General features: G+C 35.4%; 12 protein-coding genes and 1 tRNA gene. 7 read left to right on the top strand and 6 right to left on the bottom strand.

Annotation, left to right across the window (positions count from 1 at the left end):
• Positions 1-43: 43 nt before the first annotated feature.
• Positions 44-1,033, bottom strand: coding sequence for a carboxypeptidase regulatory-like domain-containing protein (locus ACFIMW_RS03840; protein WP_375608338.1), 990 nt, complete (start codon positions 1,031-1,033; stop codon positions 44-46).
• Positions 1,034-1,072: 39 nt separating this feature from the next.
• Entirely contained in the window at positions 1,073-1,396 is a 324-nt protein-coding gene (locus ACFIMW_RS03835) for a HesB/IscA family protein (protein ID WP_375606652.1), read from the bottom strand.
• A 108-nt stretch (positions 1,397-1,504) separates the two neighbouring features.
• Here ACFIMW_RS03835 and ACFIMW_RS03830 point away from each other — a divergent pair, with 108 nt between their 5' ends.
• The 3 genes from ACFIMW_RS03830 (at position 1,505) to ACFIMW_RS03820 (ending at position 7,151) form a co-directional block, all read left to right on the top strand.
• The gene (locus tag ACFIMW_RS03830) at positions 1,505-2,707 is read left to right on the top strand and encodes a deoxyguanosinetriphosphate triphosphohydrolase (protein ID WP_375608325.1); all 1,203 of its coding nucleotides are present in this window, start codon (positions 1,505-1,507) and stop codon (positions 2,705-2,707) included.
• A 30-nt stretch (positions 2,708-2,737) separates the two neighbouring features.
• Positions 2,738-4,495 (top strand): arginine--tRNA ligase, encoded by a 1,758-nt coding sequence (argS, locus tag ACFIMW_RS03825; protein ID WP_375608326.1) that lies wholly within the window; start codon positions 2,738-2,740, stop codon positions 4,493-4,495.
• Positions 4,496-4,646: 151 nt separating this feature from the next.
• Positions 4,647-7,151, top strand: coding sequence for an SPOR domain-containing protein (locus tag ACFIMW_RS03820; protein ID WP_375608327.1), 2,505 nt, complete (start codon positions 4,647-4,649; stop codon positions 7,149-7,151).
• Positions 7,152-7,332: 181 nt separating this feature from the next.
• Here ACFIMW_RS03820 and ACFIMW_RS03815 read toward each other — a convergent pair whose 3' ends face one another.
• The gene (locus ACFIMW_RS03815; RefSeq protein WP_375606656.1) at positions 7,333-7,608 is read right to left on the bottom strand and encodes a hypothetical protein; all 276 of its coding nucleotides are present in this window, start codon (positions 7,606-7,608) and stop codon (positions 7,333-7,335) included.
• A 310-nt stretch (positions 7,609-7,918) separates the two neighbouring features.
• On the opposite strand from ACFIMW_RS03815, the gene ACFIMW_RS03810 reads away from it, so the two are divergent.
• Positions 7,919-9,025, top strand: coding sequence for a branched-chain amino acid aminotransferase (locus tag ACFIMW_RS03810; RefSeq protein ID WP_375608328.1), 1,107 nt, complete (start codon positions 7,919-7,921; stop codon positions 9,023-9,025).
• A gap of 110 nt (positions 9,026-9,135) precedes the next feature.
• Here ACFIMW_RS03810 and glpX read toward each other — a convergent pair whose 3' ends face one another.
• Positions 9,136-10,122 (bottom strand): class II fructose-bisphosphatase, encoded by a 987-nt coding sequence (glpX, locus tag ACFIMW_RS03805; protein WP_375606658.1) that lies wholly within the window; start codon positions 10,120-10,122, stop codon positions 9,136-9,138.
• A gap of 143 nt (positions 10,123-10,265) precedes the next feature.
• Complete coding sequence (locus ACFIMW_RS03800; protein WP_375608329.1) at positions 10,266-11,582, bottom strand: homoserine dehydrogenase; 1,317 nt, start codon at positions 11,580-11,582, stop codon at positions 10,266-10,268.
• Between the two features lie 1,077 nt (positions 11,583-12,659).
• Between ACFIMW_RS03800 and ACFIMW_RS03795 the strand changes: the two genes are divergently transcribed.
• A tRNA-Glu gene (locus ACFIMW_RS03795) sits at positions 12,660-12,734 on the top strand.
• 161 nt (positions 12,735-12,895) lie between these two features.
• Here ACFIMW_RS03795 and ACFIMW_RS03790 read toward each other — a convergent pair.
• On the bottom strand, positions 12,896-13,063 hold the full coding sequence (locus ACFIMW_RS03790; protein ID WP_375608330.1) for a hypothetical protein: 168 nt from the start codon (positions 13,061-13,063) through the stop codon (positions 12,896-12,898).
• A 117-nt stretch (positions 13,064-13,180) separates the two neighbouring features.
• Between ACFIMW_RS03790 and ACFIMW_RS03785 the strand changes: the two genes are divergently transcribed.
• Positions 13,181-13,732, top strand: a complete 552-nt coding sequence (locus ACFIMW_RS03785) for an ATP-binding protein (protein WP_375608331.1) — start codon at positions 13,181-13,183, stop codon at positions 13,730-13,732.
• 214 nt (positions 13,733-13,946) lie between these two features.
• Positions 13,947-14,990 carry a hypothetical protein gene (locus ACFIMW_RS03780; protein WP_375608332.1) on the top strand — a complete coding sequence of 348 codons (1,044 nt, stop codon included), beginning with the start codon at positions 13,947-13,949 and terminating at the stop codon, positions 14,988-14,990.
• Positions 14,991-15,485: the final 495 nt, after the last annotated feature.

Below are 15,485 nucleotides of genomic sequence, written 5' to 3'. Positions count from 1 at the left end.
TCATACCCCATCTCTCATCATAGTTTACCCCCATGAACAACGATCAATCCACATCTTCATCAATTCGTTGCATATTTTGTTCATTCGCCACCACACTTATATCTTCATCATGACCAGAAACAACTGAAAAAACTTTTTGATAAATTTTATCTTTATTTTTAGCAATTGCAATATACTCTCCCTCCGCTAACACGAGTGAAACATACGCACCAACTGTTTCATAAACGATATCACCAGAATCATTGGCAAGAGACCAACTTGTATCTGCAAGTGCTTCTCCTCCTTCTTGTCGGACCAGCTTTAAGACAATTTGAGCGGCCTGATGTTCAAGAGTAGCTTCTGTTATTTTACCAGCATCCACTTGAATATCCGAACGAGCCGTCGCATTAATAGAACCATAATGGGAAGCAACATGGTAGCGGCCAGCTTTTAAACGCACAACTGAGTGGGGTTTAACATTTGATATAATCACTCCCGTATCATCATTTTCTTTTTCATCCTCATAAATGGTAAAACGGAGTTCCTTTTCATTCATTACGCCATTGAGCAGTGTTGCATTTAAAATAACACCACCAGCCTTAAGATTAAAGTTTTTTACAAGACTTTGCCCATTTTCTAAACGAATATGGCGCACAGCACTCGTGTGACCAAATGAGACATGAACAAGATAATTTCCTGGTTCGAGATTAAAACGTGCACTTCCCCCCTTATAGGTTGCCACTAATGGTAATTTATTATCAATCCCTAGAATAGGGGCATAAACCCGCCAGACAAGCCCTTTTTCAATATCCGGATGACTATTTGTTAATCGAGCATTCAAAATGAGTTGTGTTTGAGATGCTAAGTTTTCATTTTCCTGCTCTTGAGTCTTTACAATAAAACTCCTTGATTGTCTCTGCTGCTGATCTTGCCCTTCTCCTGCTTCAGAAAAAGCACAGTGACTCCAAGTCAATAAAGCAAGCACCACGCACAACCATACACATCGGTGCACTATTTTTATAAGAATACCCATTTTTGCATTGTTGACCAACATGATCTTTTTTTCAAGAAACAATATCACACAGCCATCATTTTAAATTGAGAAACTTACACCACAACCACATGATGAAACAGCATTGGGATTGTGGACTTGAAAAGACTGCCCCATAAGATCATCAACAAAATCAATCTCAGCTCCTTCCATAAAAGGAAGTGATAGTAAATCAATAAACACAACTGCCCCGTCTTTTTTGAGAACGAGGTCATCTTCACACATTTCAGAAACCAAGTCATATTTATAAGAAAAACCAGAACACCCACCACCTTCAACAGAAATACGTAATGCTATTTTATCGGGTTCACGCAAAAGTATCTGTGCAATTTTTTTGGCAGCAACATCTGAAATTTTCACATTCATTTTATATATCCTTGCATTAAACCATCAAGAAAGAGTATCCTACACTCAAAGAGCAGTTTATTTGTCATAAACCACTCTCAATTTTAAGATGATAATAGACAGCTTGCAATGGATATAGGAAATATCGACTTCAATTACCAATCTCGAGCAGTATACAGTGCTCATCCACAAACAAGCCGTGGTCGATTATACCATGAAACGATGAGCACCACACGCTCACCTTTTCAACGAGATAGAGATCGTATTATCCATTCTAATGCATTTCGACGTCTTAAACATAAAACGCAAGTGTTTATTGCTGATGAAAGCGATCATTATCGTACTCGCCTAACCCATTCCATAGAGGTTTCTCAAATTGCAAGAACATTAGCCCGTGCCCTGTGTCTTGATGAAGACCTTGCCGAAGCCATTGCCCTTGTTCACGACTTTGGACACACACCCTTTGGCCATGCTGGAGAAGATGCTCTTAATGAAGCCATGGTATATTATGGCGGCTTTGATCATAATGCACAAGCATTACGCATTGTAACAAAACTAGAACAGCGCTATGCAAATTTTGATGGACTTAACCTTACATGGGAAACCCTCGAAGGACTTGTAAAGCACAATGGTCCCCTTTTAGGGCCTTACGCGAAGAATAAGGAGGTTCCTATCGATATTTTACAATACAATGTAAAGCAAGATCTTGCACTCGATTGTTTTGCAGGATTAGAAGCGCAATGTGCTGCTATTGCAGATGATATCGCATACAATGCGCATGATATTGATGATGGTCTACGTTCGCAATTTTTAACACTCGATCAATTTGAACATGTTTCACTAACAGCAGCAATATTAAAAGATATAACAGATGAGCATCCCCACCTCGACCAAACGCGTCGCGGTTACACACTTGTACGAAGACAAATAACAACCATGGTTGAAGATGTTATCAAACAGTCACAAAAAAATTTAGCACGCATCAAACCAACAAGCATAAACGATATTCACCAAGCAAAACAAACCATTGTTACCTTTTCACCGACAATGACCGTTTATGAAAAAGAACTAAAAAACTTTTTATTTAAAAATCTTTACTACCATGAACAGGTTCTTAGTCGTCGCAATGCAGCAAAATGCATTGTACAAAAATTATTCAATTGTTATTATGAAAATCCAAATACAATGCCTGAAAGTTGGCAGAGCAAAGCAGTGCACTTAAAAAATCAAGAGTTAGCACGTTTGATTGCTGACTTTCTTTCAGGCATGACGGATCACTACGCTCTACGTGAATATCAGCGTTTATTTGACCATACAGATAATTTCGTTTAATGGCTTTTGGCATCATCATGGAAGCTAAATATGAATATCTTTAAAAACTTCGAAAAAAAAATTAAGAGATCAATTGAATTATCTGATATAAAAGGAAAAAATGGAGAAGATCTAGATTTATCAAAAATCACTGTTGATCCTCCGCGTGATTCCTCCCATGGTCATTTATCAACCAATGCTGCTATGGTGCTTGCAAAATCTATTGGAATCAATCCACGTGCACTTGCAGATAAAATCATAGAACTTCTTAAAAATGATTCCTCTATCGAAAATATAGATGTTGCCGGTCCTGGTTTTATAAACATAAAGCTTACAAAATTATTTTGGCAAGATGCTATAAAATCTATGCTTGAATTAGGCACTTCTTATGGTCGTATTCCAATGGGACAAGGAAAATGCGTCAATGTTGAATATGTCTCAGCAAATCCGACAGGACCAATGCATGTAGGACATTGCCGCGGAGCGGTTGTTGGGGATGTTCTCTCCAATTTGCTACAATTTACGGGCTATAACATTACAAAAGAGTATTATATCAATGATGCGGGTCAACAAATCGAAGTCCTCGCCCATTCGGTACTATTGCGCTATCGTGAAGCTCTTGGGCAAAAAATTAATGAAATTCCAGAAGGACTCTATCCTGGAGAATACTTGATACCATTGGGTCAATCGCTTGCTCAAGAGTTTGGTGACCAACTCCTCACAATGGATAAAGATGAAGCCTTATCTCTTGTGAAAGAACGTGCAATTCATGCAATGATGTCCATGATTCGCGAAGATTTGGCTGCTCTTAATATTTATCATGATATCTTTTTCTCTGAGCGAATGCTTTATGCAGATAATGCACGTGCCATTCGTAACACTATCAACGACCTCACTTTAAATGGTTATATCTACAAAGGAAAACTCCCCCCTCCCAAAGGACAAAACACAGAAGACTGGGAACCAAGCGAACAAACTTTGTTCCGTTCAACAAATGTCGGTGATGACCAAGACCGTGTTTTAGTCAAATCTGACGGTTCTTACACTTATTTTGCTGCTGATGTTGCTTATTTTCGGGATAAATTTAATCGTCATTTTGATGAAATGATTTATATTCTAGGCGCAGACCATGCTGGCTATGTAAAACGACTAGAGGCAATGGCAAAAGCGATTTCTGGTGATAAAGCCAAATTAAGTGTTTTCTTATGTCAATTGGTAAAACTCTTTCGCAACGGTCAACCTGTCCGCATGTCAAAAAGAGCAGGATCATTTGTCACTCTACGGGATGTTGTCGAAGAAGTTGGTCGTGATCCTGTGCGTTTTATGATGTTATACCGTAAGTGTGAAGCGCCTCTTGATTTTGATTTTGCAAAAGTAACAGAACAATCAAAAGATAACCCCATCTTTTACGTACAATATGCAAGTGCACGTTGTCACTCAGTCTTTCGTCAAGCACAAGAAGCGCTTCATATTAAAAGCTTTTCAAATGATACATTGATTACCTATCTTCATCGATTAACAGATGACCATGAAATATTGTTAATACGCAAACTTTCTGAATATCCACGTATCATTGAACAGGCCGTAGTTCATAAGGAACCGCATCGATTAGCGTTTTATCTTTATGACCTTGCCTCCAGCTTTCACACCCATTGGAATAAAGGGAGTGAAAATCTCAATTTACGCTTTATTCAACCCGATGATAAAGAGTTATCCTTTGCAAGATTAGGATTGATACAAGCTGTTATCAATATTTTATCATCAGGGCTTACCATCATAGGAGTCGAAGCACCCATAGAAATGCGTTGAAAAAGTTCTATAAATACATACAATAGGTACTCTATTGATAAACTTTTTCATGTATCCTTGCATGAGAGGGGGAAAATTTATAATTTTAATATAACAAATCAAAATCAACCATTGATTGCACGTAAGTGCAAACCATCATGTGAGAAAAGCTATGAGCGATAACGATCGCAAAAATCTACACGAAACAAAACACGATCATGAACACCATGATCCTTTAGAAAGGCTTACGCGCATTTTTAATCCGCACAAACAAAGCGGAAACCAAAATGGGCAATCTTCTTTAAAAACAGATCGATCAACATCTCACCCCGAAATATCATCCCATGATGATGATTTTGATTTGTCCTTTCTAGAAGAGGAACTTGAAAATAATTTAGCACATGACTTACCGTTTGATGATCAAAAAAAACAATGGGGCTTGCATGCAACCAGCAACGCAAAAGCCTCAGATATTGCACAAGCTGCTTCTTTCAACCATTCAAAACAAAATAATTTATCTGAAGAGAAATATTCTTCATCTAACAATCATGATGAAGAACAAATTTTAGATGCGCTTTCTCCATTACCAATCCCCAAAAATCAATCACATCAACAGAAAACAACAGCAACCAGTGCTGATCCTTTTCTTGAAAAAAGTAATCTTATGTCACAATCAGAATCAGAAAATTTCTTTTTTGATAAATCTGAAAGGCGTGAAAATAAGAGAGAGACACCAGAAGATGTTGAACAAACCAATCGTTTTTCACAAATAAATTCACAACAACCTGAGGCTACGAATATACAAAAAACTTATGATGACAATCAAAACCTCTATGACACTCCTATAAACCATCCCTATAAAATTTCAGCTGATCAAGAAAATTGGATTAAAAAAGATTATCCTGATTCCTCCTCTTCTACAGAGGAAAATGAGTTTTTCTCATCTTCTAATCTTGTGTCAGAAAGACAAAACACTACAAGAAATCAAACAACAAGTACCTTCTCCTCACCTTTAGATTCTCCACCAGTTGATAGACAATCTTATTTAAAGGGAGCTTCACAAGAAGATCATAAAACCAATTATCCCCATTTTTTTGAAGAAAACCCCTCACAACAAGAAACTTATAGCGAAAAAGTTCCGATATATGATGAGGCTCGAGCCCAATACATCAATAACGCCGAAGGTGCGTCTAACCCAAATAGAGAAATTTCATATAATGAAAATAATTTAGATGAGTTTCTTTCCTCATCCCCCTCTTTAAATACAAAACAAACGGATGACTTTTTTACCCATAACTATACGCACAGAGATACTCCCCCTCCCAATGTTGATACTTATAAATTTTCAGAGGAAATCGTAGAAAAAACTGGCCCTATTATGGTTCCAGAAGTTCCGTATGAAGCGCCAGAATATGATGTGCCAACTAATGGTGGTTTAGAAGAAGAATTTGCTGATGTACTCAATGTAGGGAATGTCCCAACGGATAATTTTTCTCAAAAACAACAGAAAAATGAGGTTTTTAGTGAAATTTTTCATCAGTCTATGCAAAATTCAAAAGAAGGTGTTTATATAAACTCTAAAGAACAAAACTCCGACTATTTTTCTTCTGCCAATATGGAATATAATTTTCCCTCTTTTAGCGAGAATTCATCATACACAAGCTCAGATGAGGTTCCCACGCATCCATCAGCTCCTCCTCCCTTAAAAAGTTTTATTTTTGGTAAAACTTTCATTAAAGGTTTTTTTATACTTATTTTAATAGGAATTGGGTTTGCTGGTTATTCTCACTTTTTTATGCCATCACAAAAAAATCAAGAAACGGTCATTATCCACGCTGATAATACGCCTTTTAAATTCAAACCAGAAACAACTGAAACGAAAAATGATGTTGCACATAATTTAGATATCTATAAACAAACAACTGAACAAAATGAGAAACAAGAAAATACACAACAATTTCTTATTGATAACTCTGAACAACCTGAAAATTTAAAAGAATTAAACCCTGAAGAATCTTCAAGCGTTTCCTTATCGTCTTTAAATGAATCTGATGTTGAAGATGCAGTCACAGAAGCCATAAATCATACTATTCCAATGCGAGAAGTACAAACTGTTATTGTCAATCAAGATGGTACAGTTACACTAGCCCCCGCGCATCAAACAAACAGCAAAACTGCTGCTCAATCTGAAGAAAGCATTGATCAAGCTTCTAATGAACTTCAAGATTCGTCCCATGATTCTGATATAAACGACCAAGAAAGAGATCATGATCTCAAAAATAATATTGATAAAATAATCGCAGAAAATAATTCTAGCTCAAATATTGAAGAAAAATTTATCCCAATTCCTTCTCATGCAGAGAGAAATGCACAAGTCGAAACAGAGACTGCATCTCGCCCCACCTCATCAAACAGAGTTGCACCACAAAATTCAGAAAGTTATTATGTACAACTTGCATCTCAACCAACGCATGAGCTAGCTAGAGATTCTTTAAAAAATATGAAATCTAAATTTGGGTTCCTTATCGGTGCCCGTCCTTTAAATATTCAATCCGCTTTTATACCAGGAAAAGGCACTTATTACCGTGTTCGGATTCAAGCGCAAGACCGTAATGAAGCCATAATCCTTTGTGAATCCATTAAAAGTTCTGGTGGAAGCTGCTTCATCACACGCTAAACCAATAATGCAGCGGTTTTAACAACCGTTGCATTATTTATTTCCATACCAGCTCATTACTTATCGAAAACGTTAGAAATTACAATTCCCTCAATCTTTTTCGCTTATGTCTTTGTGCTGACTTTATTCCTTAATCTACGTCGATTTTTGCTCTATCTAAAAGATTATATTTATGAAAAAATCACTCCGTACCCTTATAAGTATAAGGTACAAGGGGAGGCGAATTTAAATCTTTTTTGGGCGTTGTTACGCTTTGGCTTGTTTCTGGGGTATTATAACGCGAACTATGTTCAGGAGATTTTGCAAAAAAAGATCCTAAAAAACCAAAAATAAACCAGATAATAACCATCGCAAGAAGAATAGCAAAAATACCCTTAGCGATTGAAACAGGTTGTTCACGACCTCTTCTTTCTGCGGCCATACGTTCTTCATATGTGTGATAATTTTTATCAATCATAGTGGATTCCTTTTCTCAATTCCCTTACCTTTAAATTTCTAGAAAATATGCATATATGAAATTATTCAGATACTTATTGTGAGAAAACGATAATTATAGACAAAAGTTCCAGCTTACTTCATAAAGTTGAGGAGAAGAGGCAGGGATAGAATTAAAATATCCACCCTACCCTAGCCTTTGAATTCTATAATAAACCCCTTTGTATTCTATAATAAAACATTGACACAAAGGTTTTGTTAATAATAGAGTTATAATTAAAATATTTCATTATTTTTATTAATAAAAATGAAACATACTCAGAAGGTTTTTTATGAAATCTCCCATATCATCGCTTCCCTTTAAAATAGAAAAACACCCATCTCCTCTGTCAGAAGAAAAACGTGAAAAAATTCTACAAAGTCCCGGTTTTGGTCAGTTTTTTACAGATCACATGTGTACTATTCAATGGACTGAAGACAAAGGCTGGCATAATGCCATCATTTCTCAATACAAAGCTTTAGAAATTAATCCTGCAAGTACCGTTTTGCATTACGGACAAGAAATTTTTGAGGGCTTAAAAGCATATCGTGCAAAAGATGGACGCATCTTGCTCTTCCGTCCTGATGCCAATGCACAACGCTTTATAGAATCAGCACAACGGTTAGCGATGCCAGAATTACCAAAAAATATTTTTCTAGATGCCGTTCATCAATTAGTAAAAATTGATCAAAAATGGGTTTCCGACCATCCCAATGCTAGCCTCTATATACGTCCATTTATGTTTGGCAATGAAAGCTTTTTGGGTGTTCGCTCTTCTCAAGAATATCTTTTTTGTATCATAGCCTCTCCAGTTGAATCCTATTTCAAAGGAGAAGAAAAATCTGTCAGCGTTTGGATTGAAACAGATTATAGTCGAGCCGGTCCAGGGGGGACAGGGGCTGCCAAATGTGGTGGAAACTATGCAGCGAGCTTACTTGCACAAAAAAATGCAACTGAAAACAATTGTAGCCAAGTGCTCTTTCTCGATATGGTTGAACATGAATGGATTGAAGAACTTGGTGGTATGAATGTCTGCTTTATTATGGACAATAATACACTCGTAACTCCTCCACTTAATGGAACAATCCTTCCAGGAATAACACGTCATTCGCTCTTAGAATTGGCAAAACAAATAGGATTAGAGATAGAAGAGCGTCCTTATTCCTTTAAATCTCTCCAAGAAGATGCAAAGAGTGGACATCTTAAAGAAGTCTTTGCTTGTGGTACAGCTGCCGTTGTCACATCAATTGGTCGTTTTAAATATAAAGGGGGAGAGTTTATTATTGGAAATGAAACAGTTGGAGAAATTACAAAGCAGCTTCGTACACAATTGGTTGGCCTTCAAAAAGGGGACATAGAAGACAAAAACGGCTGGGTACATTCTATCCAGCTCTCATAATAATGAGATATTTTTATATTTATAACGCTTCCATGAATACATATCTACCTTCATGGAAGCGTACGTGCTCACTAAAAAGTTTCTCTATTTTTTAGCGACTACAAAAAATATTAATCAAATTTTGAATAATCTTTATGCTGTGCTTTAATATTGCGGACTGTTCCCGTATGGGAACGCATTACGAGAGTTTCTGTTTGAATATAGCGAGGCGTGAATTTAACGCCAGAAAGCATATTACCATCTGTCACCCCTGTTGCTGAAAACAAAACATCACCCTTTGCCATTTCTTCCATTGTATAAACCTTATTGGGATCACTAATCCCCATTTTAGCTGCACGAGCAATTTTCTCTTCTGTATCAAGCAGCAAACGACCTTGCATCTGTCCCCCAATGCAGCGCAAAGCAGCAGAAGCTAAGACCCCCTCTGGAGCTCCACCAATCCCCATATAGATATCAATACCTGTTTCTTCTGGATCAGTTGTATCAATAACAGCAGCCACATCTCCATCCCCAATCAAGCGAATCGCTGCTCCTGTTGCTCGTACTTCATCAATCAATTTTTCGTGACGAGGTCTATCCATAATACAAACAGTAATCTGATTAACGGCTACTCCTTTAGCCTTTGCAAGAGCATGGATATTATCGGCAGGACAAGCATCTATATCTACTATTCCCTTTGGATAACCAGGACCAATAGCAATTTTTTTCATATAAACATCAGGAGCATAAAGGAGGTTACCCTTTTCAGCAATTGCAACCACAGCCAAAGAATTGGCAATATTTTTAGCACAAAGTGTTGTTCCCTCTAGTGGATCAAGTGCAATATCGATCGCCAATCCACTTTGAAGACCTACTTTTTCTCCAATATAAAGCATAGGCGCTTCATCCCGCTCACCTTCACCAATCACCACTGTACCATCAATAGGCAATCGATTAAGTTCCTGCCGCATTGCATCTACAGCAGCTTGATCCGCAGCCTTTTCATCGCCACGTCCGCGCCAGCGTGCAGCAGCAACAGCAGCACGTTCAGTAACACGTACCAATTCAAGTGTCAAAATACGATCAAGTCCATTTAAAATCTTCTGAGTTGTGGGCATATGAAAAAATCCTACCGAATGAATACCAGAAAAAATATGAGTCCTTATTAAATACTAAGAATAAAGTTTTTGGCAAAGATGAAAATTTTCCACAAGAGACAAAAGAACTCAAGCTTACCTTTTTGTCATTATCAAGAAAGTTATCAATTCTCTGCCATAGGTTCAATACGAATAAATTGAGATTTTGCAACAAGATGTCCATCTTTTTCAATTTCTGCAAGTGCCTGTCGTACATTCACCTCTGTTGTTTCATGCGTAATTAAAATAATTGTTTTTTCAATTTGATCTTCTACAAAAGATCTTTGAACAATCGACTCCAATGAGATGTGATTATCAGCCATATGCCTTGCGACCGCGGCAAAAACACCAGTACGATCATGAACATTTAAACGAATAAAATAACCACCTGCATGATGCGAAATACGTGCTTTTTTATGAGGAGCAAGTTCTAATGCTGGGCGTCTTAAAACAGGTGCATACTGAAAACCAGAACGTGCTTTTGCTATATCAGCCAAATCACCAATAACGGCTGATGCTGTTGCCTTTCCTCCGGCACCGGGACCAGAAAACAGTAATTCACCTAATAAATCACTTTGAATAGAAAGAGCATTGGTTACACCATTTATCTGTGCAATCATCGAGGATGTTGGTACCATTGTTGGATGAACGCGTTGCTCTATTCCAGAATCCGTTTTTAATGCAACCCCTAAAAGCTTAATCCGATACCCCAATTCATCAGCTGCTCGAATATCAATTTGCGAAATATTATGAATTCCTTCAACATAAACATTATCTAACGAAACAGCAGTTCCAAATGCCAAGCTTGTCAACAAAGCTAATTTATGAGCAGTATCATTTCCCTCAATATCAAAACTTGGATCTGCTTCAGCATACCCAAGTCTCTGTGCATCTGCTAAACAATCTTTAAATGAAAGACCTTCCGTAAACATACGTGTTAATATATAATTACAGGTTCCATTGAGAATACCATAAATTCGCGATATGCGATTACTAACAAGTGATTCTCTCATCGCTTTGATAACAGGAATTCCCCCAGCAACAGCTGCTTCAAAATGAAGAAAAACACCTTTTTTTTCTGCAATTATAGCGAGCTCTACTCCATGTTGAGCAAGAAGAGCTTTATTGGCTGTTACAACATGATGTCCCGCCTCAAGCGCTCTCTTAACAGCGGTATACACCACATCCAATTCACCACCAATTAACTCTACAAAAACATCAATCTCATCAGAAGCAGCCAACTCCACAGGTGAATCAAACCATTTTATATTACTGAGATCAATTCCACGATTGCGGCCTTTATCACGCGCACTAACAGCAACAACTTTGATGAATCGTCCACATTGACAAGCTAAACTATTCGCTTTTTCACATAGAGTTCGAACAACTGAAGTACCAACTGTACCAAGTCCCGCAACACCAACTTTTAAAGCTTCTGCCATTATTAACCACTGATCCCTATCTTCATTGAAAAATCGTTTAAATGATGTGCCAATCAACACAAAAAGTACTTATGTTCATAAAAACAAAAGAAATACCCTGCTCTATTCATTTCATTTTTTCTAATAGAATTATCCCCGCTTGTTCAATCAACATTCCTAAAAATATAATATTTATTGTCTTCAAAGATTTCAGAATCTTTATAAAATATCTAATTCAGAATGAAAACCTGCAAAACTCATAAATGCAAGTTACCATAAAAAATTGCTTTGCTTTTTCAAAAGTAAAAAAATCTCTCAAAAAACAATCAATAACACGCGAAAAAATATTGAAAACTTGGAAAGAACACACACACATCTCTTCTAAATCAACAAACATTAAACAAAAAACACTCTCTCATATGAGACGCAAAAAGAATGAAACAAATAAAAGAGCTTTTAATTTTAAATTTCTTACAACCATATAAAATTAAAGATGATAAAAAACAATTTTTAATATATTCTGTAAAACTTACTTTAATAATTTTCATTTTGATCATACAGACTTTTTTTATTTTATATTTTGCTAAACTGACAGGATTCTGTAGCTTATGCTTCAAAAGAAACTTTTGTATGATTCGTATTATTTGTTACCTTGGTAATAAATATCGGCTTTCTACTTCATAAAATATACAACTTTTTAGTTTTTATTTTATGATAAACTCAAGCAAGCAAGTTTTGTATAAAAGCTCTCTCAAGCAAGTTAAATAATATTCTCATGTGCAAGCATAAGATAACAAACAATAAAATATGCAAAAAATAAACATATTTAAAATGCTGTTAAAATGTTGTCTTGATCGTTTTACCTACGCCTCAAACCAAAAATAAACGAAAATATCATTCACTGGGACAAATCTCACATCACAACTTTCTATCAATCATGATAACTCTATATTTTTTCTATAAAAAATCTTAAAAAATAAAATGATCCAACCAAGAGTCTCTCAAAAATTATTCAAGAAAACACACTTTTTTCAAAAAAAATGACACAGAGGGCTTGCGAAGTAAAAAGATCCTCTCTATAAGCCTCATAATTGGTTTGCGCCCATCGTCTAGCGGTTAGGACATCGCCCTTTCACGGCGGAAACAGGGGTTCGATTCCCCTTGGGCGTACCATGTTTCTTTTTACTGTACATAATCTATCGATTTTATATATCTTTTTTAAAGTACGGGGTACGTGGATAAAAGTTAGGGAATAGGATTTTCAAACTTGCTTTTACAAAGAGCATTCTTTTTTGCCGACTTTCTCTAATAATTTTTTGAATTCTGATAAATCCTTAATGTTCTGCTGCTTTCTGATCTAAAGCATAGAGTTCAGTTATCTTTTCCTTCATCCCCACAAGAACAAGTCTTTTGTCAATCTCGACAAAAGACAAAAGTGGTACATTATTTTTTACAAGTAGAATATTTTCCACGATCACTGTACAAAAACCATTATCAAGCATATACAATATCTATTATGGTAAGAAGTTATTAATTTTCATCAGGCACAGTGCGTTTAATATCATCATAAAATTTAAATATTACAACGAGATATATAAATAAAATATATTGGTGTACTCATGCTTGTCAAGCTTAATGCTATAATTCGCGATCTTTCTCCAAAAACGAATATCGTTACAGTTCTTAAGGAAGCTATAGTTAATTCTATACAAGCTCATGCGACAAAAATTGATATTTTATTTCAACTTTATGGCAATACGGATTTATGGAAGAATCAACCAGTTTTTTCTATAAGTGTTTTTGATAATGGAGATGGATTTACAAAAGAAAATATCAAATCTTTCTCTACCTACAAAAGTGATTATAAAATTCAAGAAGGATGTAAAGGGATTGGACGTATTACTTACTTGAAAATATTCAAGGCAGTTAAAATTGTTAGTTTTAGCAAAAATGAACATCATACTAAAATTTCACTAAATTTCACTCCGCAGTTTACACAAGATTCTTTTAAAAAGGAAAATAGCGAAAACTATAAATGGTGGACTACACATTTGCATTTACAAGAAACTCATGAACAAACTGATTTAGATATAAATTTAGTCCGTAACGAAATTTATTATCATCTCCTTCCTTTACTTTTTTTACTGAAAGTAAAAAAATATTCAAATTAACTTTTATGTACATGATGTAAAAAATTTAGAAGATTTAAATAACTTAAAGGACATAGAAAATTTAGAGAAAAGAACAATAAATACGCAAGATTGACCTTACTTAGAAAATAAAATTTTTGTAAAGATTCCCTTCACCCTTTCTTATTATTTCGAACAGAACGTAAACTCTAAAGCTAAAATAGAAGCTTTCTATTGTGCTAATAATCGTACTGTCATGCCTTTTTCAAAGTTTATAAATATCAATCCAATAAACGATATGATTATGATATTTTTATTGGAATCTCCTGTTTTTGACAAATATGTTAACGATGAACGAAATGAGTTTGAGATTAATGAAACAAATCCTGACTTAGAAACGCAACTATCTTGGTATGATATTAATCAAAAACTAGAGAGTATTTTGGATGAAACAATTAATATAAGATTTCCAGAAATTAAAGAAAAAAAGAGCGCTCTTCTCAAAAAAATTTCTGAAGAATATCCTTATTTAGTAGATTTTCTAGACACAAAGTATGTAATTGGTGGTTTCTCAAAAGAAGATTCATTTATTGAAAAAGCAGAAAGAGAATATTCAAAAAGGAAGTTGACATTTAGAAAGATTCTTCGTGAAGGTAAAGGAACACCGAAAAAGAATTTACAAGAAGCACGAAATTTTGCTAGTCTGGAGTTAACTCAATATATTCAATTCCGAGATGATATTTTGAATGAGCTCTCTAAATTATTAAAACCTAATACCTTAGAGAAAGAAATTCATAATTTATTTATTCCACAACAATGCACTGCTGATAAAACCTTATCTTTACCATTAAAAGAGAATAATTTGTGGATACTTGATGACAACTTAATGAGCTACAGCTATTTACAAAGTGAAAAGGAAATAAAGTCCTTTATTACTAAGGTTAATTTGCTTTTATCGACTTCTGAGGAAAGTAATAAAAAATTACGGAGTCGACCTGATATAGCTGTGTATTTTGACTCTGAGAATGGGAACCGTGCTGTCTTAATAGAGTTTAAAGGTCCTACAGCAGATTACAAAAATTCAGGTGTTTTTCAATTAATGTATTATGCCGAAAAACTTCAAAGCACCGGTGTTAAAGAAATGTATCTCTATCTCATTGCTGAAGTAGATGATGCTTACGAAAAGGTATTACTTGTTACAAATAATTTCACTAAAATTTTTTCTCCAGAAGGAAAATATTATCGACGTTATTGGCCTACATTAAATGCTTACACGTTATCTCTCTACATACTATTTTAAGTAACGCAAAATCACGAAATAGCACTTTTATGAATATTATTAAACAGGATTTGTTATGCCATCGATCATAGAAAACCAGTGAAGCATTCTATTATTCGGCTTTTGATTATCCGCTTTTTTAAGTGTGAGAGGATATTATCTGTCGCATCCATAAAACAAGCAAAATTAATAATCCATTTGCTAAAAAATTTTGCACGTCCAGAGTGTATTTAGAGTTGGATATTTGATTTTTGTGTAAAAATATTTTCCAATGCCTCTATGAGATGCAAAAAATCAAGCGCTAATAAGAGTATAATGAATACAATCTGTTTGGTATAACGTGACATCATTTTTCTGCTTCTATAAGTTCTGTATCGTTTTGTGTTTTTTCTAGCCATCTTTCCAACCACATAAATGTTCTCCCTGCTTGTTATGCTTCAAAATATCTCTTGCAAGGTTGGAACTGATGACCTCAACATCCTGATTATCTAAATAAATGGGCAACCAGCCACCACA

The organism is Bartonella sp. AC329YNZD (assembly GCF_042196685.1).
Lineage (GTDB): Bacteria > Pseudomonadota > Alphaproteobacteria > Rhizobiales > Rhizobiaceae > Bartonella.
This window is presented reverse-complemented; position numbering and strand designations above follow the sequence as displayed.

Bases quoted from the DNA above. Each gene is read 5' to 3' on its own strand.
- ACFIMW_RS03815 (WP_375606656.1), bottom strand. From the start codon at position 7,608: ATGATTGATAAAAATTATCACACATATGAAGAACGTATGGCCGCAGAA.
- ACFIMW_RS03780 (WP_375608332.1), top strand. From the start codon at position 13,947: ATGCCTTTTTCAAAGTTTATAAATATCAATCCAATAAACGATATGATT.
- argS (WP_375608326.1), top strand. From the start codon at position 2,738: ATGAATATCTTTAAAAACTTCGAAAAAAAAATTAAGAGATCAATTGAA.
- ACFIMW_RS03820 (WP_375608327.1), top strand. From the start codon at position 4,647: ATGAGCGATAACGATCGCAAAAATCTACACGAAACAAAACACGATCAT.
- ACFIMW_RS03835 (WP_375606652.1), bottom strand. From the start codon at position 1,396: ATGAATGTGAAAATTTCAGATGTTGCTGCCAAAAAAATTGCACAGATA.
- glpX (WP_375606658.1), bottom strand. From the start codon at position 10,122: ATGCCCACAACTCAGAAGATTTTAAATGGACTTGATCGTATTTTGACA.
- ACFIMW_RS03830 (WP_375608325.1), top strand. From the start codon at position 1,505: ATGGATATAGGAAATATCGACTTCAATTACCAATCTCGAGCAGTATAC.
- ACFIMW_RS03810 (WP_375608328.1), top strand. From the start codon at position 7,919: ATGAAATCTCCCATATCATCGCTTCCCTTTAAAATAGAAAAACACCCA.
- ACFIMW_RS03840 (WP_375608338.1), bottom strand. From the start codon at position 1,033: ATGTTGGTCAACAATGCAAAAATGGGTATTCTTATAAAAATAGTGCAC.
- ACFIMW_RS03785 (WP_375608331.1), top strand. From the start codon at position 13,181: ATGCTTGTCAAGCTTAATGCTATAATTCGCGATCTTTCTCCAAAAACG.
- ACFIMW_RS03800 (WP_375608329.1), bottom strand. From the start codon at position 11,582: ATGGCAGAAGCTTTAAAAGTTGGTGTTGCGGGACTTGGTACAGTTGGT.
- ACFIMW_RS03790 (WP_375608330.1), bottom strand. From the start codon at position 13,063: ATGCTTGATAATGGTTTTTGTACAGTGATCGTGGAAAATATTCTACTT.